The organism is Mesorhizobium ventifaucium (assembly GCF_935822925.1).
Classification (GTDB): domain Bacteria; phylum Pseudomonadota; class Alphaproteobacteria; order Rhizobiales; family Rhizobiaceae; genus Mesorhizobium; species Mesorhizobium ventifaucium.
In genome coordinates this window covers 145,646-171,005 of the sequence record NZ_CAKXZS010000023.1, presented here as the reverse complement: position 1 = coordinate 171,005, position 25,360 = coordinate 145,646, and the positions used below count along the sequence as shown (strand labels likewise).

Here is a 25,360-nt window from a genome sequence, read left to right as displayed (position 1 = left end):
CCAAACCGGGTATCCACTTTAGGCGACATACATTATTTCGCGAATTTGGCGGTGAGTGCGCCAGCCACGGCCGCCGGCACGAAGGGGCGGATGTCGCCGCCCATCGAGGCTATCTGACGGACAAGTGTGGCGGTAATGGTTCGCACCGAAGGGCTGGCGGGCAGAAAAACCGTCTGCAGTTCCGGCGCCATGGTCTCGTTCATACCGGCCATCTGCATCTCGTAGTCGAGATCGGTGCCGTCGCGCAGGCCACGGATCATGATCGAGGCGCCCTGCTTCCTGGCAGCGTCGATGACCAGCCCGTCGAAAGCGACGACCTTGATGCGCGCGCCGTCGCGACCGAATTCGGCCTTCGTCGCAGCTTCGATCAGGCCGACCCGCTCCTCGAACGAAAACAGCGGTTTCTTGCCCGGATGAACGCCGATCGCCGCATAGACGGTGTCCGCCACGGCCAGCGACGCCTTCAGCACGTCGAGATGGCCGTTGGTCAGCGGGTCGAAGGAGCCGGCATAAAGGGCGATGCGTTCGGTCATGGCAGGTGCTTCTAGCGAGCCTCTCTCGCAAAGGCAAATCCGATCGGCGAGCCGCCAATGCATGTCGCCGCAAAAGCATGCCCTCGGGCCTGACTCAGGGCCTGACCCGAGGGTGCGCAGCGGTTTGGAACAACGGCATCCATCCAAACGGGGACTTCAAGCCCATCGCCTGAGCCACGGTAATCGCAATGCGCTTTCAGTGAACGTTTTGGCCGAGATGAACGACCAATGAATGGGCCGATCACGAAGGCTTCACGCAGCGTTCATTAGATTGCAGCTTCAGAAGATGAAACCAAAACCCCATTTGATCGTTGCTAGGTGCAGGAGAACACGCACATGCTGATCTACATGCTCGCCACCGCAATGACCGTCGCCATGCTAATCGCCACCGTATTCGGGCTGCATCAGGAAGCAGAGCGCGTCCGCGCCAAGTCCAATGCCAAGCAGTTCGGAGGCTTCGGTATCCGCAATCCTCAACGGCACTTCTAAACCGGCCGCTATCTGTTGACGGCGCCGGTCCATCGGGCCGGCATTGCCCACCCATCAAGACCTACTCGGCGTTATTGTCCGGGCCAACGCCTTCAGTACCGGTATCCAGAGTTGCGTCGCCCTCGACACTCTCTTCGGCTTCCTCGTCCGGTTGCGGTTCGGATATCCGCTCCACCGAAACGACCTTCTCGCCGTCGGCCGTGTTGAAGATGGTCACGCCCTTGGTGGCGCGGCTGGCGAAGCGAATGCCATTGACCGGCACGCGGATGACGGTGCCGCCATCCGAGACTAGCATGATCTGGTCGTCATTGCCGACCGGGAAAGTCGCCACCAGACGGCCGATCTCAGCCACTTTCGACACATCGGTGGCGCGGATGCCCTTGCCGCCGCGCCCTGTCAGGCGGAAATCATAGGAAGACGAGCGCTTGCCGTAGCCATATTCCGTCACCGTCAGCACGAACTGCTCGTGTGCCTTAAGGAATTCGTAGCGCTCGTCGGACAGCTCCGTCTCCTCGCCGACCTCCTCGTTGGTGAGCTGGAAGTCTTCGTCCTCGCCCGCCGCAATGCCGGCGGCGAGCCGCCGTTCGGCCGCCACCCGCTTGAGATAAGCGGCGCGCTCGGCCGGCGGCGCATCGACATGTTCGATCACCGCCATCGAGATCACCCGGTCGGTGGCAGCCATGGCGATGCCGCGCACGCCGACCGAGTTGCGGCTCTGGAAAACGCGCACGTCGCTGACCGAAAAGCGTATGCACTGGCCGGAGCTTGCGGTCAGCAGCACGTCGTCATTGTCGGTGCAGGTTTCGACGCCGAGTATCTCGTCGCCTTCCTCTTCCAGCTTCATGGCGATCTTGCCGTTGCGGTTGACCTGGACGAAGTCCGACAGCTTGTTACGGCGCACCGTGCCGCGCGTTGTGGCGAACATCACGTCGAGCTCGCCCCAGCTGGTCTCGTCCTCGGGCAGCGGCATGATGGTGGTGATGCGTTCGCCCTGCTCCAGCGGCAGCATGTTGATCAGCGCCTTGCCGCGCGACTGCGGGTTGCCGATCGGCAGGCGCCACACCTTTTCCTTGTAGACAATGCCGCGCGAGGAGAAAAACAGCACCGGCGTGTGCGTGTTGGCGACGAACAGCCGGGTGACGAAATCCTCTTCCTTGGTCGACATGCCGGAGCGGCCTTTGCCGCCGCGGCGCTGCGCCCGGTAGAGCGACAACGGCACACGCTTGATGTAACCGGAATGGCTGACCGTCACGACCATGTCCTCGCGCTGGATCAGGTCCTCGTCTTCCATATCTGCCCCGCCCTCGGACAGCTCGGTGCGGCGCGGCGTGCCGAACTCGTCGCGCACCGCGGCAAGCTCGTCCTTGACGATCTGCTGAATGCGGGCGCGCGACGACAGGATGTCCAGGTAATCCTTGATCTCGTCGCCGATCGTGTTCAACTCGTCGGCGATCTCGTCGCGGCCGAGCGCGGTCAGCCGCTGCAGGCGCAGTTCGAGGATGGCGCGGGCCTGTTCCTCGGACAGATTGTAGGTGCCGTCCTCATTGATGCGGTGGCGCGGATCGTCGATCAGCAGGATCAGCGATTCGACGTCGCCCGAGGGCCAGCGCTGCTCCATCAACTGCTCGCGCGCCGTCTGCGGGTCCGGCGCGCTGCGGATCAGCTTGATGACCTCGTCGATGTTGGCGACGGCAATGGCAAGGCCAACCAGCACATGGGCACGGTCGCGCGCCTTGCGCAGCAGGAATTTCGTGCGCCGGCTGATCACGTCCTCGCGGAAGGCGACGAACGCCTTCAGCATGTCGGTCAGCGTCAGCAATTCCGGCTTGCCGCCGTTCAGCGCCACCATATTGGCGCCGAACGACGTCTGCAGCGGCGTGAAACGGTAGAGCTGGTTGAGGATGACGTCGGCGACCGCGTCGCGCTTCAGTTCGATGACCACACGGTAGCCCTGGCGGTCGCTCTCGTCGCGGATATCGGAAATGCCCTCGATGCGCTTGTCGCGCACCAGCTCGGCCATCTTCTCGATCATCGACGACTTGTTCACCTGGTAGGGAACCTCGGTGATGACGATCGATTCACGGTCGTTGCCGCGCGCCTCGACGTTGACGCGCCCGCGCATGACGATGGAGCCGCGGCCGGTCGAATAAGCGCTGTAGATGCCGGAACGGCCGAGCACGATGCCGCCGGTCGGGAAATCCGGCCCTGGAATGATCTCCATCAGCGCCGGCAGATCGATCGCCGGATTGTCGATGAGGGCAATGGCACCGTTGCAGACTTCGCCCAGATTGTGCGGCGGGATGTTGGTGGCCATGCCGACGGCGATGCCGCCGGAGCCGTTGACCAACAAATTGGGAAAGCGCGCCGGCAGCACTTTCGGTTCGCTGCCGGACGCATCATAAGTGTCCTGGAAATCGACGGTGTCCTTGTCGATGTCTTCCAGCAACTCATGCGCGACCTTGGTCAGCCGCGATTCGGTGTAACGCATCGCCGCCGGCGGATCGCCGTCGATGGAGCCGAAATTGCCCTGCCCGTCGATCAGCGGCACGCGCAGCGACCAGTCCTGCGCCATGCGCACCAGGGCGTCGTAGATCGAGGCGTCGCCGTGCGGATGGTATTTACCCATCACGTCGGCGACCGGACGCGCCGATTTCACATATTTGCGGTTCCAGTGATAGCCACTCTCATGGGCAGCGTAGAGGATGCGGCGATGCACCGGCTTCAGGCCGTCGCGCACATCAGGCAGCGCACGGCTGACGATCACACTCATGGCGTAATCGAGATAGGAGCGCTGCATCTCCTCGATGATGGATATCGGCTCGATGCCGGTGGGGCCGCCGTCGGCGCCGCGCGGTGTCTTCTGGTCGGTCAAATCAGGTCACAATCTAATCGGGAATCACCCGGTGCTTATATAGGAAGCCGGGTCGAAACTCCAACGTCCGCGGCAGTTTTCCAGTGTCGATTTTTGTGGTGATTTCAAAAGGATATCACTGATTGCGACGATATGGCCGAGGGGCTTTTCGTGTCCATCGCGGCAAAGCTCATTGTCAGGCCAATTTTGCTTCACAAAGCCGGAACGGCAGATGTGTTCGGCGCTTTATCGCCTCGCTGCCGGAGCCGGTAGGCGCCGGGCGCCTCTCCCATCACGCGCCGGAAACGGCGGTTGAAGGTCGACAAATCGTTGAACCCCGCTTCAAAGGCGATCGTCGAGATTGGCTCGTCCGACATGCGCAGCCGCACCGCTGCCCTGTGCAGCCGGGTTTTCAGCAGGAACTGGTAGGGCGTCATGCCCGCGACGTGTCGGAAGGTGCGCAGGAAATGGTAGGGACTGGTCGCAGTCTCGCTTGCAAGCTCGGCAAGCGAGACCGGCCTTTCGGCATCCTTTTCGATGCGCCGTACCGCCTCCGTGATACGTTACTGGTCGCGGCGGCTCGGTGCCTGGGCAGCAGGCGTGTCGCCGGAGGCGACGGCTGCGCCGGCAATCCGCAAACCGAGTTCCTCGAACGCCGCGATGTCGGCCATCTCGCGCGCGGCTTCCGCTTCGGCCAGCAGCGGTGCCAGCGCCGGCAAGGGCGGCAGTCGCGGCGTCTCGAAGGCCAGCTTCATCGTGCCCGGCGTGTCGGCGACGATCTGTTCCATATAGGCCGGCCCGAAATGGAAGGAGAGGCAGCGGTCGCCGGCGCCATGCTCGTGCCCACACTCGTAGCAAGTGCCAGGGTTGCCGAGCAGGAGCGCGCCCGGCATCAGCATCGCCGTGCCCTGGCGTACGCGGTAGCGGAAGGTGCCGTTGGTCACCACGGCGACGCAGAAGTTGCGATGCTCTTCCTCGAACGGGCGATCGGCGGCGCCGGCAGTGCAGACCACGTCCGACACCCGCCAGCCTCGTCCGGACGCCAGTGTTTGCGCGCTCGTTGTCATGGCTTGAAAGATAGCAATTTTTCCCAAGCACAGAACCCTGTTGCCACCTACTCGTTCGAGTCTCCTGACAAGATGAGGCCGAAATCATGTTCAATTCATCTTCCTTCGCCGAGGCCTTGCACAGCGACGGGCCAGCCGCGAACCTTGCCGAGAAACTGAACCTTTACGGCCGCTTCGTCGGCGCCTGGACGTTCGACGCCACGCGCCATCTCGAAGACGGGCAGGTGCTGACCGGGCGCGGCGAGGTGCATTTCGGCTGGGTGCTCGAGGGCCGCGCGATCCAGGACGTATGGATCCTGCCCGCGCGGAACACTGGCGCACAGGCTTCCCTCGGCGCCTGGACCTTCTATGGCACGACGCTGCGCGTCTATGACCCCGGCGTCGACGCCTGGCATATCTTCTGGAGCGATCCGCGCACCCAGTATTACAGCCGCCAACTCGCCCGCGCCGAGGGCGACACCATCGTCCAGCAAGGCGCTGACGGCAGCGGCGCCTCGGTGCGCTGGAGTTTTCTAGGCATTACCGAAAATTCGTTCCGCTGGCTGGGCGAACGCTCGCAGGACGGCGGCGCGACTTGGCGGCTTGAAGTCGAGTTCCTGGCTCGACGCGCCGCCAGCATTTGACCTGCACGGTTTCCGCTGACGCCGCTTTGCTCTACCAATGCTGGGGTCTCGGGCACGGCCCGGCGGGGAGGGTCAGAGATGCCGAGCTTCGACAGCCTGTTCAACGCCTTCGTCACCATTCTGGTGACCATCGACCCGCCTGGCCTAGCGCCGCTCTTCCTCGCCGTGACGCGCGGCATGAACCGCGAGGAGCGCAACCAGGTTTCCGTGCGCGCCTCTATCATCGCTTTCCTGGTTATGGCGCTGTTTGCAATCGCCGGCGCATCGATCCTGTCGGTGTTCGGCATCACGCTGCCGGCGTTCCGCGTCGCCGGCGGGTTCCTGCTGTTCTTCATCGCCTTCGAAATGGTGTTCGAGCGCCGGCAGGACCGCAAGGAGAAGATCGGCGACGTCGCCATCACCAAGGACATGATCCACAACATCGCCGCCTTTCCGCTGGCGATTCCGCTGATCGCCGGCCCGGGAGCGATTTCAGCGACCGTCCTGCTGTCCGGCTCGTTTCCAGGTTTTGGCGCGCAGGCAGCCCTTGTCGGCATCATCGCGATCTGCCTTGTGATCACCTACCTGGTGTTCGTGCTAGCCGAGCGCATCGACCGGGTCCTCGGCCAGACCGGCCGCTCGATCCTGACCCGGCTGCTCGGCGTCATCCTGGCGGCGCTTGCCGTGCAGTTCGTCGCCGACGGCGTCAAGGCACTGATGGCAGCATGAAAATGAAAGCGCCCTCGCGCTTGATTGCCGGCGCCGTCATTTTCGTCGTCCAGCTCGCGCGACGAACCGCCGCCACTGGGCGCTATCCTACTTCGCCGCTGTATCGACAACCTCGAAATCATGCGTGACGGTGGCGGTCTTGGCCATCATCGCGGTCGCTGAGCAGTATTTTTCGATCGACAGGTCGATCGCCCGCCTGACCTTGTCATGCGAAAGCGCTCGGCCCTTGACGATGAAATGCATATGGATGCGGGTGAACACCCGCGGCTCCTTCTCCGCCCGGTCGGCATCGAGTTCGACCACGCAGTCTTCGACCGCCTCGCGGCCCTTTTCGAGAATGTGGACGACATCATAGGCCGAGCAGCCGCCAGTGCCGAGCAGCACCAGTTCCATCGGGCTCGGCCCCGGCGTCTTACCATCCGGTCCGAACGCGGTTCCCAGCACCACCTTGTGACCGCTGCCGGACTCGCCGACGAAAGTGCGCTCCTCGACCCATTTGATCCGTGCTTTCACCTGATACGTCCTTTCACCGCACAACGCTCAAACGCACAACGTCCCGAAAATCCGAGACAGATTTTCGGGACGCCAATGCGTGGCCTCAAATAGCTGGGTGTCAGCTCGCGCAGAGCCGCTCGCTCCGAGGGATCAGAACGGAATTTCGTCGTCGAGTTCGCGCGACGAACCGCCGCCACCCTTGTTGCCGCCACCGCCGCCGCGATCGAAACTCTCGCCCGGGCCGGATTGGCCGAAATCGGAACCGCGGCTGCTGCCGCCACCGGCGTAGCTGCCGACCTGACCGCCCTCGCCTTGCCCGCGTGCGTCGAGCATCTGCAGCTCGCCACGGAATTTCTGCAGCACGATTTCGGTCGTGTAGCGGTCATTGCCGGTCTGGTCCTGCCATTTGCGCGTCTGCAATTGGCCCTCGACATAAACCTTGGCACCCTTCTTCAGATACTGCTCGGCGACCTTGGCGAGCTGCTCGTTGAAGATGACGACATTGTGCCACTCGGTCTTTTCCTTGCGCTCACCGGAAGTCTTGTCGCGCCAGCTTTCCGAGGTGGCGACGCGGATATTGACGACCGGCTCACCCGAATTTAAACGGCGGATTTCCGGATCCGCCCCGAGATTGCCCACCAGAATGACCTTGTTGACGCTACCCGCCATGATACTTCTCCGCGCTCATCCGAAACAAATTAATCTCGCTCTCACCTTATAGACTGCGGACATTCCCCGCCTGCCGTGGCTGGCTTTTCCCACAAGGTTTTTGTTCTCTTTTCGTTCTTAGGCTCATCAATCTCTACTGTCAAGGAATGTCAGCAATCGATTGGGTCCGCCGCTCCATTCCATACGGGCGCGAAAAAGACTGCTTGCCAAACCAATAAGTGTCCACTTATGCTTTGACCATGATCGAAGCAGAGATTTTTCGAGCGCTTTCCGACCCGACGCGACGCGCCGTCTACGAACGGCTCGCCGCCGGCGAGATGACGGTGTCGGAACTGCGCAGCGGCATGGCCGTGTCGCAACCGGCCGTCTCGCAGCATCTCGCGGTGCTGCGCGGCGCCGGCCTGGTGGCCGAGCGGCGAGCCGGCCGCAACGCCTATTATCGCGCCGATCCGCAAGGGCTTGACCCTCTGCTCGGCTGGATCGAGCGTTACCGAGCGTTCTGGCCCGAGCGTATCGAACGGCTCAAGGCGGTTTTGAAGGATATGGACCAATGACGGCAAAACAGCATTCAAACATGGCGGCAGACTCGATCGAGTTCGAGTGCGAGCTTCCGGACCCGCCGGAAAAAGTGTGGCGGGCGCTGATTGTGCCGGACCTGCTCGTAGCCTGGATGATGCCGAACGACATCAAGCCGGAGATCGGCAGCCGCTTTGCCTTTGCCACGGCTGATGGTCAGATCGAGTGCGAAATCCTCGACGCCGAGCCCGAACGCCTGCTGCGTTATTCCTGGCGGGAGCGGCCGGCGCCTGGCAATACCGCGGATCCGCTCACCAGACCGCTGGACAGCCCAATGGATAGCCCAATGGATAGCATCGTCACCTTCACGCTCGACCGCACTGTGTCGGGCGGGACGCATCTGCATATCGTCCACGACGGATTTGCGCGAGTAGTTACGCCTGCGGTTGCCGGCGCCGGTTGCCGGCTTTCACTCAACGCACACAACCCCAGACAGACCATACCCGCAAACACGCCTCGCCTCGTCCTGCGCGCGGCCTGAGCGGCACAACGGAGAAAAGCGATGAGCGGTTTTGCCAATCTGGTGCCGATGGTGATCGAGCAGTCGAGCCGTGGCGAACGCGCCTTCGACATTTTTTCGCGGCTGCTACGCGAGCACATCGTTTTCATCAACGGTCCGATCGACGATGGTGTGTCGGCGCTGGTCTGTGCCCAGCTCCTGTCGCTGGAATCCGACAATCCAGACAAGGAGATATCGCTCTACATCAACTCGCCGGGCGGTGTGGTGACCAGCGGCTTCGCCATCTACGACACGATGCAGTACGTTTCTTGCCCCGTATCCACCGTCTGCATGGGCTTTGCTGCGTCGATGGCCTCCTTCTTGCTGATGGCCGGCACACCGGGGCGACGCATCGCGCTGCCCAACACCAGCATCGTGCTGCACCAGCCGCTGGGCGGCTTTCAGGGCCAGGCTTCCGATATCCAGCGTCACGCCGAAGGCATCCTGCGCACCAAGAAGCGCATGACCGAACTCTATGCGCATCACTGCGGCCGCACCTATGAAGAGGTCGAACGCACGCTTGACCGCGACTATTTCATGACCGCCGCGGAGGCAAAGACATGGGGCCTTGTCGATCATGTCTTTGATAGGCGCAAACAGGCGGCTTGAAAGCTATGCGGCGATATGGTCGTTCAATGTTCGACAAGTTTTCACGCGCCCGCTTGAACCGGCTGATCGTCGGCATCACCGTCGCGGCGATGACCTCCGGCGCGGCGTTCGCCGAAGACAATTCGGCCCCTTTGCAGAACGGCACGCTGCCCGGCGTGGCCGACGACTATCGCATCGCCAAGCCGGCTCCAGAACCTCATGATGCCGTGCCCGCCGGCGGCAAGGCCAGGTCAAGATGGTGATACCGATGTCAGGATTTCCGGCAGCATGAGCTTCGGCGCCGGCGCGATCAAGGCGCCGCGCCGATAGGGTCCATCGGCCATCATTGCTGCTGGAATGCAGGCACTCGTGCGCGCTTGCACCACTACAAACGAACAGCCCCGCCGTTGCTTCCGCAAACGGTCGGGGCTTTCTTGGATCTGAAATCCAACTGCCGGGAGCGCACTGCCGGCTTTTGATCTCGGATGCTTCGCGGCGTTCGGCCGACGATCCGACTAGTAGTCTCTGATTTTTATTGGGATCGGCAGGTCACGGTTTGTCGGGCGGCGCAAACGCCTGGCCCTGGCACTTATGCCTGCCGCGGCTCCAGCGACAGGTGGAGCCTCAAGGGACTGTCCGGTGGAGTCATTCCTCTGCTCTCCTCTTCTGTCCATTGCGACTGGTGTCGTCCGAAGCGCATATCGCAAAAGCCTGCGGCGTCTCGCAGGCCGCCTTAGGCGGCGAGGCCATCGATAGACGGACGGCTTCGGGTGACGTCTGGAGTCTGACTCCCTGACGCGTAGACGTCAACAGTTGGATAGTCGATTTACCAAAAACGTGATCGCTTGTGTGGCGAATCCGAAATTTGCATCCGCTTTGAGCAGCGGCGTCGGCCGTGGATTACATGACGCATTTTGTCAGGAGCTTGTTCGGCCTTTGTTCTTTCCGCTTGCTCGCCCGCGCGAAAGACGGTTAAAGGCTTGGTCGAGAGTTGTGGCGTCTCTCGAAATGGTGGCGAAAATACCTACATGGGAGATGGCCGGGACAACCCGCCATCCCACGAGATTCCAGATCTGAGGCGGCGACCGGCGATGGCCGACCATAAATATCTTTCCATTCGCGGGGCGCGCGAACACAATCTGAAGAATGTCGATCTCGACCTGCCGCGTGACAGCCTGATCGTCATGACAGGCCTGTCGGGATCCGGCAAGTCGTCGCTCGCCTTCGACACCATCTATGCCGAGGGCCAGCGCCGCTACGTCGAGAGCCTGTCGGCCTATGCGCGGCAATTCCTCGAAATGATGCAAAAACCTGACGTCGACCAGATCGACGGATTGTCGCCGGCCATCTCCATCGAACAGAAGACCACGTCGAAGAACCCGCGCTCGACGGTTGGCACCGTCACCGAGATCTACGACTATATGCGGCTGCTGTTCGCGCGCGTCGGCATCCCCTATTCGCCGGCCACCGGCCTGCCGATCGAGAGCCAGACGGTGTCGCAGATGGTTGACCGCGTGCTGGCGGTCGATGAAGGCACGCGTCTGTTCATCCTGGCGCCGATGGTGCGCGGCCGCAAAGGCGAATATCGCAAGGAACTGCTGGAACTGCAGAAGAAGGGTTTTCAGCGCGTCAAGGTCGACGGTGTCTTTTACGAAATCGCCGACGTGCCGGCGCTGGACAAGAAGTACAAGCATGATCTCGACGTCGTCGTCGACCGCGTCGTCGTGCGCGGCGATCTGGCGACGCGGCTTGCCGATTCCATCGAGACCGCGCTGAAGCTCGCCGACGGGCTGGCGGTTGCCGAATTCGCCGACCGGCCGCTCGACGCCAGCCAGACCGGCGAGGATTCGGTCAACAAGTCGAAGAACGAGACGCATGAGCTCATCCTGTTCTCGGAAAAGTTCGCCTGCCCGGTGTCCGGCTTCACCATTCCCGAGATCGAGCCGCGGCTGTTCTCCTTCAACAACCCGTTCGGCGCCTGCCCGACCTGCGACGGCCTCGGCAGCCAGCGCGCCATCGACGCCAGCCTGATCGTGCCCGACGACAATCTGTCGCTGCGCGGCGGCGCCGTCAGCCCATGGGCGAAATCGACCTCGCCCTATTACGTGCAGACGCTGGAGGCGCTGGGCAAGGCTTATAGCTTCAAGCTCGGCGATAAGTTCCGGGACCTGACTGAAGAGGCAAAACAGGCCATTCTGCACGGCACCGGCGAGCGCGAGGTCACTTTCCAGTATGATGACGGCCTGCGCTCCTACCAGACGACAAAGACCTTCGAGGGTGTCATCCCCAATCTCGAGCGGCGCTGGAAGGAAACCGAATCCGCCTGGATGCGCGAGGAGATCGAGCGCTTCATGTCGGCGACGCCTTGCCCGGCATGCCACGGCTACCGGCTGAAGCCGGAAGCGCTTGCGGTGAAGATTGCCGGCAAGCACATCGGCGAGGTCACCGAGCTGTCGATCCGCAAGGCCGACCAATGGTTCACCGAGCTGCCCTCCGCACTCAGCGACAAGCAGAACGAGATCGCGGTGCGCGTGCTCAAGGAAATCCGCGAGCGGCTGCGCTTCCTCAACGATGTCGGGCTCGACTACCTGACGCTGTCGCGCAATTCCGGCACGCTGTCGGGCGGCGAGAGCCAGCGCATACGGCTGGCCTCGCAGATCGGCTCCGGCCTCACCGGCGTGCTCTATGTGCTGGACGAGCCGTCGATCGGCTTGCACCAGCGCGACAATGCGCGCCTGCTCGACACCCTGAAGCATCTGCGCGACATCGGCAACACGGTGATCGTCGTCGAGCATGACGAAGACGCCATCCTGCATGCCGATTATGTCGTCGATATCGGCCCGGCTGCCGGCATCCACGGCGGCCACATCATCGCGCAGGGAACGCCGCAGCAAATCATGGCCAGCCCGGCCTCGATCACCGGCAAATATCTGTCCGGCGAGCTCGAAGTGGCGACGCCGGCGGTGCGGCGCGAGGCCAAGAAGAACCGGCGCCTGAAGATCGTCGGCGCGCGCGGCAACAATCTGAAGAACGTCACCGCCGAAATCCCGCTCGGCACCTTCACCGCCGTCACCGGCGTCTCCGGCGGCGGCAAGTCGACCTTCCTGATCGAGACCTTGTTCAAGGCGGCGTCGCGCCGCATCATGGGCTCGCGCGAGCACCCGGCCGAGCACGACCGCATCGAGGGCCTCGAGTTCCTCGACAAGGTCATCGATATCGACCAGTCGCCGATCGGAAGGACGCCGCGCTCCAATCCCGCCACCTACACCGGCGCCTTCACGCCGATCCGCGACTGGTTCGCCGGCCTGCCGGAGTCCAAGGCGCGCGGCTATCAGCCGGGCCGCTTCTCGTTCAACGTCAAGGGTGGCCGCTGCGAAGCCTGCCAGGGCGACGGCGTCATCAAGATCGAGATGCACTTTTTGCCGGACGTCTATGTCACCTGCGATGTCTGCCACGGCAAGCGCTATAACAGAGAGACGCTCGACGTCCTGTTCAAGGGCAAGTCGATTGCCGACGTGCTCGACATGACGGTCGAGGAAGGCGTCGATTTCTTCGCCGCCGTGCCCGGCGTGCGCGACAAGCTGGAGACGCTGAAACAGGTCGGCCTCGGCTACATCCATGTCGGCCAGCAGGCGACGACTCTGTCGGGCGGCGAGGCGCAGCGCATCAAGCTGGCCAAGGAACTGTCGCGCAAGGCAACCGGCAAGACGCTCTACATCCTCGACGAGCCGACCACCGGCCTGCATTTCCACGATGTCGCCAAGCTGCTTGAGGTGCTGCACGAGCTGGTCGACCAGGGCAACACGGTGGTCGTCATCGAGCACAATCTGGAGGTGATAAAAACCGCGGACTGGGTGCTCGACCTCGGTCCCGAGGGCGGCGACGGCGGCGGCGAGCTGGTGGCCTCAGGCACGCCCGAGGATATCGTCCGCGAAAAGCGCAGCTATACCGGCCGGTTCCTTAGGGAACTTTTGGAGCGGCGGCCCGGAGGCAAGCGCGAAGCGGCGGAGTGAGTGAAGGCTGGCTGGCGTTTGAAAGAACCTTCAAATGAAGATCAGAAGAGCGCTTGCCGGTGATCTTGATGCTGTCGACCGGCTGACGGAAGCCGCCGATGCGCCGCCCTACGCCCAATCCGCTTTTCGACATGGCTAAAGCTGGGGAAACGATCGCTACGGCCTGATCTATTTCAACCCGGGAGGACGACAGTGACTCAATCTGGAAAAATCCGCGCCGGCATGGGCGGCTGGACCTTCGAGCCATGGGACGCGTCCTTCTACCCGGACAAGTTGTCCAAGGCGAAGCAGCTGCACTACGCAACCCGGCAGGTGCCGAGCATCGAGGTCAACGGCACCTATTATTCGAGTTTCAAGGAGCCGACCTTCGTCAAATGGGCAAACGAGGCGCCGGATGGCTTCGTCTATTCGCTGAAGGGCAACCGTTTCGTCACAAACCGCCGCGTGCTCGGAGAGGCCGGCGAGTCGATGACGCGTTTCCTGGGATCGGGCGTCGTCGCGCTCGGCGACAAGCTCGGGCCGATCCTGTGGCAGTTCGCGCCGACCAAAAAATTCGACGCGGACGATTTCGAGGCTTTCCTCAAGCTGTTGCCTGAAAAGCAGGACGGCATTGCGCTGCGCCATGCGGTCGAGGTGCGCAACGACAGTTTCGTCGTGCCGGAATTCGCCGCACTGGCGCGCCGATACAAGGTCGCGATCGTCTACGCCGACCACGCCAAATATCCGGCAATCGCCGACGTCACCGGCGATTTCGTCTATGCCCGGCTGCAGACCGGCAGCGACGACAATCCCGACTGCTACACGCCAAAGGCGCTCGACGAATGGGCGGCGCGGACAAAGACCTGGGCGCAGGGCAAGGCGCCGGCCGACCTGCCGCGCGCCGATCCCTCAACCGAAGCACAGGTCAAACCGCGGGATGTGTTCGTCTACTTCATCACCGAAGGCAAGGCCCGCGCGCCGTTCGGCGCCATGGCGCTGATGAAGCGCGTCACAGGCTGACGTTGGCGGCACAGCGCATCCACCTTCTGTCACGCCGCCACCACGACTTCGTTGTAGGCATCGAGATCGACGAAGAACACCTTGGTTAGCTCCGCGATCAGTTGGTCGTGGTCGTATCCTTGCGATTTCAGAATATCGATGGCGTTCATGATGTCGACGCGCTCGGTAAGCCGTCGTTTCTGGTAGTCCTCGAGGTAACGTTCCATCGGCTGCCCTGGCCAAGTGCCCCAAATGCGTTTGAACAACGATCAGATCGCAGTTGGGGGCTGCTTGCACGGAACGTGCCGGCTGAGCCTGCGCCTCACCTTGATCTGTCAACGAGACTGATACGGAAAGCGGCCGACTCAACAAGGCCAAGTAAAGCCTAGCATGCAATCTTCAGCGCGCCAGAGGCGTTCAGGAAAGACTGAGCGGGCCTTCGTGATTTTCGTCATCCTTGGGCGCAGCGACGCGAAGCGGAGCGAAGACCCAAGGATCCATCCGTAACTTCAGAGCGTCGCCACGGGGCAGAATCCAGGATGGGTGCGCCGGAGAACGGGGCTATCTTGACCGCTGCACTCTTTGGCTGACGGCACGGCATGGATCCTGGGGTCTCCGCCGCGTCGCTTCGCTCCTTGCTTCGCCCTAGGATGACGACGGGAGAGATGGTTCGGCTAATCTCGGGGGTCTGCGATTAAACGGTCAGGAACTTGCGGACATCCGCCCGGTCGAGATCCTCGGCCGGGCCGGTGTGGACGATCAGGCCGCGGTCCATGATGTTGACTTCGTCGGCCAGTTCCCGGCAGAAATCGAGATACTGTTCGACCAGCAGCACGGCGATGTCAGCCTGATCGCGCAGATAGCGGATGACGCGGCCGATATCCTTGATGATCGACGGCTGGATGCCCTCGGTTGGCTCGTCGAGCACCAGCAGTTTCGGCCGCATCACCAGTGCCCTGCCAATGGCAAGCTGCTGCTGCTGGCCTCCGGACAGGTCGCCGCCGCGGCGCGCGAGCATCTGCTTCAGCACCGGGAACAATTCGAAGACGTGGCCGGGAATGTTGCGGTCGGCGCGCTTCAATGGTGCAAAGCCCGATTCGAGGTTTTCCCGCACGGTGAGCAGCGGGAAGATCTCCCTGCCCTGCGGCACGAATGCGATGCCCGACCGGGCGCGATCATACGCCGCGCTCCGGTCGAGCGCCTTCCCCTCGAAGGCAACACTTCCACTCGTCAGCCGGTGGTGGCCGACGATCGATCTCATCAAACTGGTTTTGCCGACGCCGTTGCGGCCGAGCACGCAGGTGATCTTGCCGGCGCCGGCCTTCAGCGAGACGCCACGCAGCGCCTGGGCGGCGCCGTAGTGCAGCGTGGCGTTGGAGACTTCGAGCATGGTCAGCGCCTTCTCCAACGCCTGAAGAACGAAAGGTCGAAATGATGGAACGGAACGCGCCAGACCATGATCATCTCCCCAGATAGACTTCGACGACACGCTCGTCGGCCGAAACGAAATCGAGCGAGCCTTCGGACAGGACCGAACCTTCGTGCAGGCAGGTGACCTTGACGCCGAGCTCGCGCACGAAATGCATGTCGTGCTCGACGACGATGACCGAGTGGTCGCGGGCAATATCCTTGAGCAGCCGCGCGGTTTCCTCGGTCTCGGCGTCGGTCATGCCGGCGACCGGTTCGTCGACCAAAAGCAGCTTCGGATCCTGCGCCAGCAGCATGCCGATCTCGAGCCATTGCTTCTGTCCGTGGCTGAGATTGGCGGCGAGCTCGTCGCGCTTGTCGCCGAGCCGGATGATGCCGAGGATGTCGTCGATCTGCCGCGCCTCCGCCGCCGATCGGCGATGGAACAGTGCCGGGAAGATCGAGCGTGGGCCCTTCAGCGCCAGCATCAGGTTCTCCTCGATCGTGTGGCTTTCGAAGACCGTCGGCTTCTGGAATTTCCTGCCGATGCCCATCATGGCGATCTCGGCCTCGTCATGTTTCGTCAGGTCGACCTGCCCGTCGAAGTAAACCTCGCCCACGTCGGGGCGCGTCTTGCCGGTGACGATGTCCATCATCGTGGTCTTGCCGGCGCCGTTCGGACCGATGATCGCCCGCATCTCGCCCTTGTCGAGCACCAGGGACAAATTGTTGATGGCGCGAAAGCCGTCGAAGGAGACCGAGACCCCGTCGAGATAGAGGATGGTGTTGCTCTTAGACATCGCTCACTCCGCCGGCTGCGGTTCGGGGCCCGACGCGGACCAGTCGCCAGGCGTTCTCGCAGCCGAGCGAATGATCTTCGGCGGTGGCGGGACGGCAGGATGGGTGCCAGACTCCTCATTGATCGAGGCCGCGCGTAGCGCCCTGGCATTGCCCCGCCAGGAATCCCACATGCCGACAATGCCCTTGGGCAGGAACAGCGTGACGGCGACGAACAGTCCGCCCAGCGCAAACAGCCAGAACTCCGGCAGAACGCCAGTGAACCAGGATTTGCCGGCATTGACCACGAGCGCGCCGATGATTGGCCCGACGATGGTGCCGCGTCCGCCGACGGCCGCCCATACCACGACCTCGATCGAATTGGACGGCTCGAACTCGCCTGGATTGATGATGCCGACCTGCGGCACGTAGAGCGCGCCGGCAATGCCGGCCATGACGGCCGACACGGTGAAGGCGAACAGTTTGACGTTCTCGGCGCGCCAGCCGAGAAAGCGCGTGCGGCTCTCGGCGTCGCGCACCGCCATCAGCAGCTTGCCGTATTTGGAACCGACGATCGCCCAGGTGACGAGGACGGCGAGCGCCAGCGTGACGGCGCTGGCCGCGAACAATGCCGAGCGTGTCGCATCGGCCTGCACGTTGAAGCCGAGAATATCCTTGAAATCGGTCAGGCCGTTATTGCCGCCGAAACCCATGTCGTTCCGGAAAAACGCAAGCAGCAGCGCATAGGTCATCGCCTGGGTGATGATCGACAGATACACGCCGGTGACGCGGCTGCGGAAGGCGAACCAGCCGAAGACGAAGGCGAGCAGGCCGGGCACCGCCAGCACCATGATCGCGGCAAACCAGAAATGATCGAAACCGTACCAGAACCATGGCAATTCCCCATAATTCAGGAACACCATGAAGTCCGGCAGCAGCGGATTGCCGTAGACGCCGCGCGAACCGATCTGGCGCATCAGATACATGCCCATCGCGTAGCCGCCGAGCGCGAAGAAGGCGCCGTGGCCGAGCGAAAGGATGCCGCAGTAGCCCCAGACGAGATCGAGCGCCAAGGCGAGCAGCGCGTAGCAAAGATACTTGCCGGTGAGCGCGACGACATAGGACGGCACGTAGAAGGAACTTGTCGGCGCGACCGCAAGATTGAGCAGCGGCACGATGATGGCGACCGCCAAAAGGATGAAGATCGTGATGGCGATGCGGCGGTCGGCGCCGGCGGCGAAGAAGCGTCCCGTGATCATGCTTCCACCGACCTGCCCTTCAGCGCGAACAGGCCGCGCGGGCGTTTCTGGATGAACAGGATGATGAGGACCAGCACGACGATCTTGCCGAGGACCGCCCCGGCATAGGGTTCGAGAAACTTGTTGACGATGCCGAGCGAGAAGGCGCCGACCAGCGTACCCCAGAGATTGCCGACGCCGCCGAAGACGACGACCATGAAGCTGTCGATGATGTAGCCGCGGCCGAGATTGGGCGAGACATTGTCGATCTGGCTGAGCGCGACACCGGCGATGCCGGCAATGCCAGACCCCAGCGCAAAGGTCAGCGCGTCGACCCACGGCGTCCTGATGCCCATCGAAGCGGCCATGCGGCGGTTGGCGGTGACGGCGCGCATCTGCAGGCCCCAGGGGGTGCGCTTCATCACATAAAGCAGCACCGCGAACACGCCGAGCGCGAAAACCAGTATCCAGAGCCGGTTCCAGGTCACGGCAAGCTGGCCGATGCCGAACGAACCCGACATCCATGACGGGTTGCCGACCTCCTGGTTCGTCGGCCCGAAGATGGTGCGCACGGCCTGCTGCAGGATCAGCGAGACACCGCATGTCGCCAGCAGCGTCTCCAGCGGCCGGCCGTAGAGAAAACGGATCACGCCCCGCTCGATGACGAGGCCGACGAGCGCCGCGACCGAGAAGGCCAGCGGCAGCGCGATAACCAGCGACCAGTCGAACAGGCCGGGAAAGGAGTTTCGGATCACCTCCTGCACGACAAAGGTCGTGTAGGCGCCGAGCATTACCATTTCGCCATGCGCCATGTTGATGACACCCATGACGCCGAAGGTGATGGCGAGGCCGATCGCCGCCAGCAGCAGCACCGATCCGAGGGAAATGCCGTACCAGATGTTCTGGCCCGCATCCCACAGCGCCAGCGTCGAATTGATGTTGGCGATCGCCGCCGTCGCCGCGTCCTTGACCGCGCCTTCGGAATTGGCCTCGACGGCGGTGAGCAGGGACAGCGCGTTGCGATCGCCGCGCCCGCCGATCAGGGCGACCGCCGCCAGTTTGTCGGCCTCCGGCCTGTCGGAGACCAGAACCGATGCGGCGCGGGCCTGTTCGAGCAGCGCTTTGACGCTTGCCACGCCCTCGCTGGCGATGGCGGCATCGAGCGGCTCGATGTTTGTCGCGTCGGGCGTCTTGAACATGGTGTCGGCGGCGGCAATGCGCGCGGCCGGATCTTTCGCGCCGAGCGTCAGCGTGCCCAGCGCATCGCGGATGGCGCGGCGCAGCGTGTTGTTGACCTTGATCTTGGTGATCTCGCTTTTGGCCGCGTCGCCCGATTTTTCACCGCTCAGCGGGTCGAGCAGCGCAACGCTGCCGCCAGCTGCCTTGCCGATGAAAACCAGCGAATCGGCCTTGCGGACGTAAAGATCGCCCTCGGCAAGCGCGCCAAGCGGACGTTCGACGGCAGTGTCACCGGTGGCGACGAGCTCGCGCACGACAGCTTCGGTGGCCGAGAAATTCGAGGCAGTGGCAAATTTGGCGATGATGGCGCGCAGATCCGCTTCGGCAGCGTTCGACGGCGACAGCATCCCCAGGAGGAGCAGCAGCGTCAGGCCGATCGCGCGGGTGAAGACCATCGATTTCTGGCGACTCTTGAAGGTTGAAACTTCGCGTCCGGGCGGACTGGAGGAGAGGACGAGCTCGCCCGGACGCGTCGCGGTCCAGGTCGTGGAGAAATCCACGACCGTCAGACCCGGGAGGATCAGTTGGTTCCCTTGCCGCCGCACTTGCCGGTTGCGACATTGAAGTTGCCGCAGGACAGAGGCGCGCGCCAGTCGGAGATCAGGTCCTTCGAATCAGCCAGATAGTCGGACCATTCGTCACCCATCACCAGGCCAGGCGTCTGCGAGACGGTCTCGAACTGGCCGTCGGCCTGGATTTCGCCGATCAGCACCGGCTTGGTGATGTGATGGTTCGGCATCATGGTCGAATAGCCACCGGTCAGGTTCGGCACCGAGACGCCGATCACGGCGTCGATGACCTTGTCAGGATCGGTGGTGCCGGCCTTCTCGACCGCCTTCACCCACATGTTGAAGCCGACATAATGGGCTTCCATAGGGTCGTTGGTGGTGCGCTTGTCGTTCTTGATGAACTTGTGCCAGTCGGCGATGAACTTCGCGTTCGCGGGCGTATCGATGCTCTGAAAATAGTTCCAGGCGGCGAGATGGCCGACGAGCGGCGCGGTGTCGAGACCGGCAAGCTCTTCCTCGCCGACCGAGAAGGCCATGACCGGGATGTCCTCGGCCTTGATGCCCTGGTTGCCGAGCTCCTTGTAGAACGGCACGTTGGCGTCGCCATTGACCGTCGAGACGACGGCGGTCTTCTTGCCGGCCGAGCCGAACTTCTTGATCGCCGAGACCTCGGTCTGCCAATCGGAGAAGCCGAACGGCGTGTAGTTGACCATGATGTCTTCGGCGGCGACGCCCTTGGCTTTCAGATAGGCTTCGAGGATCTTGTTGGTGGTGCGCGGATAGACGTAGTCGGTGCCTTCAAGCACCCAGCGTTTCACCGAACCGCCGTCCTCGCTCATCAGATAGTCGACGGCCGGAATTGCCTGCTGGTTCGGCGCCGCACCGGTGTAGAACACGTTGCGCTCGCTCTCCTCGCCCTCATACTGGACGGGGTAGAACAGGATGTTGTCGAGCTCGCTGAACACCGGCAGCACTGACTTGCGCGACACCGAGGTCCAGCAGCCGAATACCGCCGCGACCTTGTCCTTGGAGATCAGCTCGCGCGCCTTTTCGGCAAACAGCGGCCAGTTCGAAGCCGGATCGACGACGACCCCTTCGAGTTTCTTGCCGAGAAGGCCGCCCTTTGCATTCTGCTCGTCGATGAGCATCAGCATGGCGTCCTTCAGCGTCGTCTCCGAAATCGCCATGGTACCCGACAGCGAGTGGAGAATACCCACCTTGATCGTGTCGTCAGCCGCCCTGGCCGGGAAACTCATCATCAGGCCGGCCGTGACCGCGCCTGCCGAAAGCATTTTTGTTATTGTCGAGAAACTGCCCCTCATATTTCAAAACTCCCTAGCTGGTTGATCGCATCGCAAACAGACCATGCAACGGCTGTGCCAATCGCGGGGGCAAAATCAAGTGGGCTTGGATTTCCCAGCCCTATCAGCCGGTTAATATATTAGCCGCCAAAGATAAGCGCCGCCGCCCGTGCTCTGCTTGAGAAAAAATTCCCCGCTCTCGCCTAATTTTTGATCACTCGCGAATTAACGCACCAATTTTGAGCAGAACCAGATCAAAGACGGCGAACCGTTGCAGCGCAGCAGGAAAATGGGGCAAGTTCGATCTTCAAACGAGCGACGTCATGGCCTCCAGGATTTCTTGTATTTTCAGCACCATGCTTCTGGCTGCAGCGAGCGGCAGTGCACACGCCGACTTCACAGATGGCAAATTGCCGGACGGCGCCTATCACTGCGAAGTCTATCTGCTTGGCATGTTCCTCAGCCTTGGCGACATCACCGTCAAGGGCAATGTCTATAGCGGCCCGGTGAGCTTCGGAACCGCCCGGCAGGGCTACAACTATCAGATGGATGCCAATGGCGAGATCACCTGGTTGGGCCCCTTGGGCGGCTACACGACCGGCGGCAACTCGATCTCGCTCACGCAAGCCACGTTGGACGGTCAGATCAGCCCGTCCTTCGACATCATCATGAAGCAGCCCGACGGCGCCTTCACCGCCTCGACCTGCACGAAGCGTTGAACAGCCGACAAGAAGAGGCGCGAAACCTTGTGGGGTTCCGCGCGAGCAGGCAGTCGGGAGGGTATGGCTAAATGCTTTTGGCCGACATTTGTCCGGCAATGTACTCGGCCTGACGGATCGCCAGCGACACGATCGTCAATGTCGGATTTTCAGCCCCGCCCGTGGTGAACTGGCTGCCATCCGACACGAACAGGTTCTTGATGTCGTGCGCCTGGCCATGCTTGTTGACGACGCCGTCGGCCGCCTTCTCGCTCATCCGGTTGGTGCCGAGATTGTGGGTCGACGGATAGGGTGGCGTCGGCAAGGTCCGCGTCGCCCCGACCGCCTCGTAGAGCGCCGAGCCCTGTTTGTAGGCGTGGTTGCGCATCGCCGTGTCGTTGGAATGGTCGTCGAAATGGACGTCCGCCACCGGCATGCCGTGCTCGTCCTTGATATCGGCATGCAGCGTGATGCGGTTTTCCTCGCGCGGCATGTCCTCGCCGACGATCCACATGCCGGCCATGTGGTCGTAGTGGTCGAGCGCCGTGGTGAAGGAACGCCCCCAGCCGCCGGGATTGAGGAAGGCGGCCATGAACGGCAGGCCGAGCGACAGCGTCTCGAGTTCGTAGCCGCCGACGAAGCCGCGCGAGGGATCGTTGCGGGCCTCATCGCGGATGATACCGGCCATGGTGGTGCCGCGATACATATGCACCGGCTTATCGAAGATGCCGTAGACCGAGCCGGTGGTGTGGCGCATGTAGTTCTTGCCGACCTGCCCCGACGAATTGGCAAGGCCGTCGGGAAACTGACTCGATGCCGAATTGAGCAGCAGTCGCGGGCTCTCGATCGAATTTCCGGCGACGGCGACGATGCGGGCCTTCTGTTCCCTCAGTCTGCCGTCCTTGTCGGCATAGACGACGCCGGTTACCTTGCCTGACGCATCGTGGTTGATGTTGATGGCCATGGCATTCGGCCTGACCTCGAGATGGCCGGTCGCCTCGCCCTTGGGAATTTCGCTGTAGAGCGTCGACCATTTGGCGCCCCATTTGCAGCCCTGGAAACAGAAGCCGGTCTGCTGGCAGGCATTGCGGTCGTCGCGCGGCTCGGAATTGATTGCCATCCGGCCGGTGTGGCACTCCTTGTAGCCGAGCTTGTCGGCGCCGGCCTTCATCACCTTGAAGTTGTTGTTGCCGGGAAGGCCTGGGATGTTGTTAGTGAGCGTCACGCCCAGTCTGTCTTCGGCCTTTGCGTAGTAGGGCTCCAGCTCGGCAAGCGTCATCGGCCAGTCGAGCAGGTTCGCGCCTTCCAGTTTTCCGTAGGTCGAAAGCGTTTTGAATTCGTGCTCCTGAAAGCGCAGCGAGGCGCCCGCCCAGTGCGTGGTCGAGCCGCCGACCGCCTTAACGATCCATGCCGGCAGGTTGGGGAAATCCTTCGCCACCCGCCAGTCGCCCGAGGTCGTGCGCTTGTCCGTCCAGGCGAGTTGGGCGAATGAATCCCACTCGTCATTGATGAAATCCTGGTATTCGTGACGGGCTCCCGCCTCCAGGATGACGACATCGATGCCCTTCTGCGCAAGTTCATTGCCGAGTGTGCCGCCGCCTGCGCCCGAGCCGATGATGACGACCACGCCGTCGTTCTTGAGATCAAATGGTGCTGCCATGGTATCCTCCCATGATGTCTGTTGTGTGCGGTTGCGACGGGGCTCAGAGCCACTCGATGTCGTCGAACCCGCGCGCCATGTAGCCGCCCTTGGAGTAGGATTCGCCCTCGTAGCCGAAGATCGGCCAGACCTGCTTCTGGTTGTAGAGGCCGACGACAAGCCCGCCGCGGACGGCCTGGAAGAACGGCGTGTCCTGGATACCTCTGAGCACCGCAACGCGCTGCTCCTCCCAGCCGAGACCGGTGTAGCCGTCCTTGCCCGATTTCAAATCGAGATCTGCGACACCCCTTTCGATAAGGTCCTTGTGGGCAGGGTCCTTGCCGGCCTGCTCATCATGAGCCTTGACGGCGATTGCGTAATATTTGTCGGGCACTTGGTCGTGCGGGTAGATGTCGCGCGCCATCTGGATCAGGGTCGCCATGGTTTCGGGCTTGAGCGCGGATGTTTCAAGACCCCAGGCATGTTCCGGGCTGATGACGGCACTGCCTGAAATGACCAGCAACGCGCCGACCCCGCCGCGCTTCAGAAGCTCGCGGCGCGATAGCCCTGGCGTCGTTTCATGGACCGGCTTGCTCTCATAAATCGTGACCATTTTGTTCCTCCCTTGCTTGCTATTTGCACCCGAAGGTGCCCTGGCTGGCGCCGCGCTGGCCGGCGCGGCTGTAGTACCTCCTATCTGAACCGGCCCTGACGCTGCAGGACCTCGATCTTGTAGCCGTCGGGATCCTCGATGAAGAAGAAGCGCGCGAGCAGCGCTCCGTCGCGGTTGAACTCGACGATCTTTTTCGGGCCGAGGCCAAGCGCGCCGAGCCGGTCATGTTCGCTGTCCAGATCGGCGACCGAAACCGCGAGGTGGCCGTAGCCGTCACCGAGCGCATAAGGCTCCTGGCGGCCCTTGTTGACGGTGAGCTCGACTTCGAGCTCCGCCTCGGCATTGCTCAGATAGACGAGCGTAAAGGTTTCGAAATCGAGCCGTTCGGCGACCTCCAGTCCAAACGCTTTCCGGTAGAAATCGACGGACCGGGCCTCGTCCAAAACCCGGATCATGGTGTGGATCGCCTTCGCCAAATGACACTCCGTGCGGTAAGCGCGATGCGCGCGTCGGCGTATTATGCGCGGGTTGCGGCAAACGTGGTGGCAGCCGATTACCACGCGCTAATCTAAAGACGGGGTGGGAAACCGCTAAGGACGAAAGTCCGATTGCTGTTTTCCGCTTTCCAGCTGAAGATAATTGGCCACGATAGGCACTGTTCAAAGGCGCGAATCGCTGCTGATTGCGCCCAAAATCAACAAGGATGGCCAGAACCAGCAAGAACGGCCAAACCAATAAGAACGGGAGGTAACGATGTGCAGGGTTTTTGCCGGGCAGGATCCGGAGGGTTACCGGCAGATCAACGGGTCGATCCGCATCGACGGGCATTCGACCAGCATTCAGCTCGAGGCGACGTTCTGGGCATTGCTCGACGAGATCGCCGACAGCCAGGGCCTGACAACGCCGAAATTCATTTCGAAGCTCTATGACGAGGCCATCGAGATCAATGGCCAGATTCCGAACTTCGCCTCTATGCTGCGCACGACCTGTGCTCTCTATCTGCGCGGCCATCGGCCCGGCATCGAAGAACACGCGGCGCCGAAGCGCCAAGCAGCTTAGCTTTCGATCGCGACATCGAGCGCCAGCCGGGTCATATCGGTGAAGAGCGCCTGGCGTTCGGAATAGTCGGTCTGCTCGCCGGTCACCACATTGTCGACGACAGTCAGGACCGACAGGGCCCTAGCGCCGAAATGCGCGGCGATGCGATAGAGCGCGCTGGTCTCCATATCTACGGCCAGCGCGCCCTGTGCCTGCGCTTCGGCGAAGCGGTCGCACCCCCGGGGATGATAGAATATGTCGCTGCAGATGGTCAGCCCCGCCCGATGTTCGATGCCGATTTCGGCAGCCCGGGCCAAGGCTTGGGAAAACAGCTCCGGATCGGGTCCGGCATCAGCATCATAGAGCCCAAAGACCTGGCCGCTCTCGGCACTTTCACCCCGCACCGATTGCGAGATCACTAAACTGCGCAGTTTAACCGCGGCAGTCAGGGCACCACAGGTACCGGTGCGGATCAGGGTCCTCACGCCATGGAAGTCGAGCAATTCATGCGCGTAGATCAGGAATGACGAGACGCCGATGCCGGTGGACTGGATGCTGACGGGCTTGCCGCGAAACAGGCCGGTAAAACCGAGGGCCTCCCTTCGACGGTTGACGCAGCGCCGCGCCTCGAGAAAGGTTTCCGCCATCCATTCGGCCCGCTGCGGATCGCCCGGCAACAGCACTGTTGCGGCATAATCGCCCTTGCCTGCCTCGTTGTGCGGCGTCACGGCATGCTCCCCCAAAACCCGCCGCCTGTTTCCCCCAATATCATGGCAGTCTCACGCCATTTCGCAAGTGCGAATTAGTGAGCC

Annotated in this window: 25 protein-coding genes and 1 pseudogene; 11 read left to right on the top strand and 15 right to left on the bottom strand. The window is 62.4% G+C overall.

The features are described 5' to 3' along the window. Positions 1–32 precede the first annotated feature (32 nt). On the bottom strand, positions 33–533 hold the full coding sequence (gene coaD, locus NMG70_RS18780) for a pantetheine-phosphate adenylyltransferase (protein ID WP_254025928.1): 501 nt from the start codon (positions 531–533) through the stop codon (positions 33–35). Between the two features lie 336 nt (positions 534–869). Between coaD and NMG70_RS18775 the strand changes: the two genes are divergently transcribed. After that, on the top strand, positions 870–1,022 hold the full coding sequence (locus NMG70_RS18775) for a hypothetical protein (protein ID WP_254025927.1): 153 nt from the start codon (positions 870–872) through the stop codon (positions 1,020–1,022). A 61-nt stretch (positions 1,023–1,083) separates the two neighbouring features. Here NMG70_RS18775 and gyrA read toward each other — a convergent pair whose 3' ends face one another. After that, entirely contained in the window at positions 1,084–3,894 is a 2,811-nt protein-coding gene (gene gyrA, locus NMG70_RS18770) for a DNA gyrase subunit A (RefSeq protein WP_254025926.1), read from the bottom strand. 191 nt (positions 3,895–4,085) lie between these two features. Continuing rightward, positions 4,086–4,940: pseudogene (locus NMG70_RS18765) on the bottom strand (helix-turn-helix transcriptional regulator). A gap of 86 nt (positions 4,941–5,026) precedes the next feature. Between NMG70_RS18765 and NMG70_RS18760 the strand changes: the two are divergent. Then, positions 5,027–5,563 (top strand): hypothetical protein, encoded by a 537-nt coding sequence (locus NMG70_RS18760; protein WP_254025925.1) that lies wholly within the window; start codon positions 5,027–5,029, stop codon positions 5,561–5,563. A 78-nt stretch (positions 5,564–5,641) separates the two neighbouring features. Further along, entirely contained in the window at positions 5,642–6,271 is a 630-nt protein-coding gene (locus NMG70_RS18755) for a MarC family protein (protein WP_128168113.1), read from the top strand. An 87-nt stretch (positions 6,272–6,358) separates the two neighbouring features. Here the strand turns inward: NMG70_RS18755 and NMG70_RS18750 are convergent, their stop codons facing one another. Continuing rightward, positions 6,359–6,784: an OsmC family protein gene (locus NMG70_RS18750; protein ID WP_254025924.1), complete on the bottom strand. Its 426-nt coding sequence runs from the start codon at positions 6,782–6,784 to the stop codon at positions 6,359–6,361. A 132-nt stretch (positions 6,785–6,916) separates the two neighbouring features. Continuing rightward, positions 6,917–7,435 carry a single-stranded DNA-binding protein gene (locus NMG70_RS18745; RefSeq protein WP_301555163.1) on the bottom strand — a complete coding sequence of 173 codons (519 nt, stop codon included), beginning with the start codon at positions 7,433–7,435 and terminating at the stop codon, positions 6,917–6,919. Between the two features lie 239 nt (positions 7,436–7,674). Here NMG70_RS18745 and NMG70_RS18740 point away from each other — a divergent pair, with 239 nt between their 5' ends. The 6 genes from NMG70_RS18740 (at position 7,675) to NMG70_RS18715 (ending at position 14,110) form a co-directional block, all read left to right on the top strand. Further along, positions 7,675–7,989, top strand: a complete 315-nt coding sequence (locus NMG70_RS18740) for an ArsR/SmtB family transcription factor (RefSeq protein WP_254025923.1) — start codon at positions 7,675–7,677, stop codon at positions 7,987–7,989. Next, complete coding sequence (locus NMG70_RS18735; protein ID WP_254025922.1) at positions 7,986–8,492, top strand: SRPBCC family protein; 507 nt, start codon at positions 7,986–7,988, stop codon at positions 8,490–8,492. The genes NMG70_RS18740 and NMG70_RS18735 overlap by 4 nt, the downstream gene beginning before the upstream one ends. 21 nt (positions 8,493–8,513) lie before the next feature. Further along, entirely contained in the window at positions 8,514–9,119 is a 606-nt protein-coding gene (locus NMG70_RS18730) for an ATP-dependent Clp protease proteolytic subunit (RefSeq protein ID WP_254025921.1), read from the top strand. Positions 9,120–9,172: 53 nt separating this feature from the next. Beyond that, on the top strand, positions 9,173–9,361 hold the full coding sequence (locus NMG70_RS18725) for a hypothetical protein (protein ID WP_367185552.1): 189 nt from the start codon (positions 9,173–9,175) through the stop codon (positions 9,359–9,361). A gap of 828 nt (positions 9,362–10,189) precedes the next feature. Next, entirely contained in the window at positions 10,190–13,111 is a 2,922-nt protein-coding gene (gene uvrA / locus NMG70_RS18720) for an excinuclease ABC subunit UvrA (RefSeq protein ID WP_254025920.1), read from the top strand. Positions 13,112–13,303: 192 nt separating this feature from the next. Further along, the gene (locus NMG70_RS18715; RefSeq protein ID WP_254025919.1) at positions 13,304–14,110 is read left to right on the top strand and encodes a DUF72 domain-containing protein; all 807 of its coding nucleotides are present in this window, start codon (positions 13,304–13,306) and stop codon (positions 14,108–14,110) included. Between the two features lie 29 nt (positions 14,111–14,139). On the opposite strand, the gene NMG70_RS18710 is transcribed toward NMG70_RS18715, so the two are convergent. The 6 genes from NMG70_RS18710 to urtA all read right to left on the bottom strand — a co-directional run bounded on the left by NMG70_RS18710 (position 14,140) and on the right by urtA (position 20,581). Continuing rightward, the gene (locus NMG70_RS18710) at positions 14,140–14,316 is read right to left on the bottom strand and encodes a hypothetical protein (protein WP_254020174.1); all 177 of its coding nucleotides are present in this window, start codon (positions 14,314–14,316) and stop codon (positions 14,140–14,142) included. Positions 14,317–14,783: 467 nt separating this feature from the next. After that, the gene (gene urtE, locus NMG70_RS18705) at positions 14,784–15,479 is read right to left on the bottom strand and encodes an urea ABC transporter ATP-binding subunit UrtE (protein WP_254025918.1); all 696 of its coding nucleotides are present in this window, start codon (positions 15,477–15,479) and stop codon (positions 14,784–14,786) included. A gap of 70 nt (positions 15,480–15,549) precedes the next feature. Then, a complete protein-coding gene (urtD, locus tag NMG70_RS18700) occupies positions 15,550–16,296 on the bottom strand; it encodes an urea ABC transporter ATP-binding protein UrtD (protein ID WP_254025917.1) in 747 nt (248 codons plus the stop codon). A 3-nt stretch (positions 16,297–16,299) separates the two neighbouring features. After that, positions 16,300–17,532 carry an urea ABC transporter permease subunit UrtC gene (gene urtC, locus NMG70_RS18695; protein ID WP_254025916.1) on the bottom strand — a complete coding sequence of 411 codons (1,233 nt, stop codon included), beginning with the start codon at positions 17,530–17,532 and terminating at the stop codon, positions 16,300–16,302. Next, complete coding sequence (gene urtB, locus NMG70_RS18690) at positions 17,529–19,145, bottom strand: urea ABC transporter permease subunit UrtB (RefSeq protein ID WP_254025915.1); 1,617 nt, start codon at positions 19,143–19,145, stop codon at positions 17,529–17,531. The genes urtC and urtB overlap by 4 nt, the downstream gene beginning before the upstream one ends. 125 nt (positions 19,146–19,270) lie before the next feature. Continuing rightward, the gene (gene urtA, locus NMG70_RS18685) at positions 19,271–20,581 is read right to left on the bottom strand and encodes an urea ABC transporter substrate-binding protein (RefSeq protein WP_254025914.1); all 1,311 of its coding nucleotides are present in this window, start codon (positions 20,579–20,581) and stop codon (positions 19,271–19,273) included. Positions 20,582–20,883: 302 nt separating this feature from the next. Here urtA and NMG70_RS18680 point away from each other — a divergent pair, with 302 nt between their 5' ends. Beyond that, the gene (locus NMG70_RS18680) at positions 20,884–21,279 is read left to right on the top strand and encodes a hypothetical protein (protein ID WP_254020180.1); all 396 of its coding nucleotides are present in this window, start codon (positions 20,884–20,886) and stop codon (positions 21,277–21,279) included. A gap of 67 nt (positions 21,280–21,346) precedes the next feature. Here NMG70_RS18680 and NMG70_RS18675 read toward each other — a convergent pair whose 3' ends face one another. From NMG70_RS18675 to NMG70_RS18665, 3 genes are all read right to left on the bottom strand, one after another. Beyond that, positions 21,347–22,918 (bottom strand): GMC family oxidoreductase, encoded by a 1,572-nt coding sequence (locus NMG70_RS18675; protein ID WP_254025913.1) that lies wholly within the window; start codon positions 22,916–22,918, stop codon positions 21,347–21,349. A gap of 43 nt (positions 22,919–22,961) precedes the next feature. Beyond that, positions 22,962–23,510: a gluconate 2-dehydrogenase subunit 3 family protein gene (locus tag NMG70_RS18670; RefSeq protein ID WP_254025912.1), complete on the bottom strand. Its 549-nt coding sequence runs from the start codon at positions 23,508–23,510 to the stop codon at positions 22,962–22,964. 80 nt (positions 23,511–23,590) lie between these two features. Further along, positions 23,591–23,986: a VOC family protein gene (locus NMG70_RS18665; RefSeq protein ID WP_254025911.1), complete on the bottom strand. Its 396-nt coding sequence runs from the start codon at positions 23,984–23,986 to the stop codon at positions 23,591–23,593. 277 nt (positions 23,987–24,263) lie between these two features. Between NMG70_RS18665 and NMG70_RS18660 the strand changes: the two genes are divergently transcribed. Further along, positions 24,264–24,569 (top strand): ribbon-helix-helix domain-containing protein, encoded by a 306-nt coding sequence (locus NMG70_RS18660; RefSeq protein WP_254025910.1) that lies wholly within the window; start codon positions 24,264–24,266, stop codon positions 24,567–24,569. On the opposite strand, the gene NMG70_RS18655 is transcribed toward NMG70_RS18660, so the two are convergent. Then, positions 24,566–25,276, bottom strand: coding sequence for a purine-nucleoside phosphorylase (locus NMG70_RS18655; RefSeq protein WP_254025909.1), 711 nt, complete (start codon positions 25,274–25,276; stop codon positions 24,566–24,568). The two genes, NMG70_RS18660 and NMG70_RS18655, sit on opposite strands and share 4 nt — an antisense overlap. Between the last annotated feature and the right edge of the window lie 84 nt (positions 25,277–25,360).

What these genes read in the sequence shown, in the direction of transcription:
- coaD (WP_254025928.1), bottom strand. Translation starts at nt 533, where the DNA reads ATGACCGAACGCATCGCCCTTTATGCCGGCTCCTTCGACCCGCTGACC.
- NMG70_RS18775 (WP_254025927.1), top strand. Translation starts at nt 870, where the DNA reads ATGCTGATCTACATGCTCGCCACCGCAATGACCGTCGCCATGCTAATC.
- NMG70_RS18760 (WP_254025925.1), top strand. Translation starts at nt 5,027, where the DNA reads ATGTTCAATTCATCTTCCTTCGCCGAGGCCTTGCACAGCGACGGGCCA.
- NMG70_RS18755 (WP_128168113.1), top strand. Translation starts at nt 5,642, where the DNA reads ATGCCGAGCTTCGACAGCCTGTTCAACGCCTTCGTCACCATTCTGGTG.
- NMG70_RS18745 (WP_301555163.1), bottom strand. Translation starts at nt 7,435, where the DNA reads ATGGCGGGTAGCGTCAACAAGGTCATTCTGGTGGGCAATCTCGGGGCG.
- NMG70_RS18740 (WP_254025923.1), top strand. Translation starts at nt 7,675, where the DNA reads ATGATCGAAGCAGAGATTTTTCGAGCGCTTTCCGACCCGACGCGACGC.
- NMG70_RS18735 (WP_254025922.1), top strand. Translation starts at nt 7,986, where the DNA reads ATGACGGCAAAACAGCATTCAAACATGGCGGCAGACTCGATCGAGTTC.
- NMG70_RS18730 (WP_254025921.1), top strand. Translation starts at nt 8,514, where the DNA reads ATGAGCGGTTTTGCCAATCTGGTGCCGATGGTGATCGAGCAGTCGAGC.
- uvrA (WP_254025920.1), top strand. Translation starts at nt 10,190, where the DNA reads ATGGCCGACCATAAATATCTTTCCATTCGCGGGGCGCGCGAACACAAT.
- NMG70_RS18710 (WP_254020174.1), bottom strand. Translation starts at nt 14,316, where the DNA reads ATGGAACGTTACCTCGAGGACTACCAGAAACGACGGCTTACCGAGCGC.
- urtE (WP_254025918.1), bottom strand. Translation starts at nt 15,479, where the DNA reads ATGCTCGAAGTCTCCAACGCCACGCTGCACTACGGCGCCGCCCAGGCG.
- urtD (WP_254025917.1), bottom strand. Translation starts at nt 16,296, where the DNA reads ATGTCTAAGAGCAACACCATCCTCTATCTCGACGGGGTCTCGGTCTCC.
- urtC (WP_254025916.1), bottom strand. Translation starts at nt 17,532, where the DNA reads ATGATCACGGGACGCTTCTTCGCCGCCGGCGCCGACCGCCGCATCGCC.
- urtB (WP_254025915.1), bottom strand. Translation starts at nt 19,145, where the DNA reads ATGGTCTTCACCCGCGCGATCGGCCTGACGCTGCTGCTCCTCCTGGGG.
- urtA (WP_254025914.1), bottom strand. Translation starts at nt 20,581, where the DNA reads ATGAGGGGCAGTTTCTCGACAATAACAAAAATGCTTTCGGCAGGCGCG.
- NMG70_RS18680 (WP_254020180.1), top strand. Translation starts at nt 20,884, where the DNA reads ATGGCCTCCAGGATTTCTTGTATTTTCAGCACCATGCTTCTGGCTGCA.
- NMG70_RS18675 (WP_254025913.1), bottom strand. Translation starts at nt 22,918, where the DNA reads ATGGCAGCACCATTTGATCTCAAGAACGACGGCGTGGTCGTCATCATC.
- NMG70_RS18670 (WP_254025912.1), bottom strand. Translation starts at nt 23,510, where the DNA reads ATGGTCACGATTTATGAGAGCAAGCCGGTCCATGAAACGACGCCAGGG.
- NMG70_RS18660 (WP_254025910.1), top strand. Translation starts at nt 24,264, where the DNA reads ATGTGCAGGGTTTTTGCCGGGCAGGATCCGGAGGGTTACCGGCAGATC.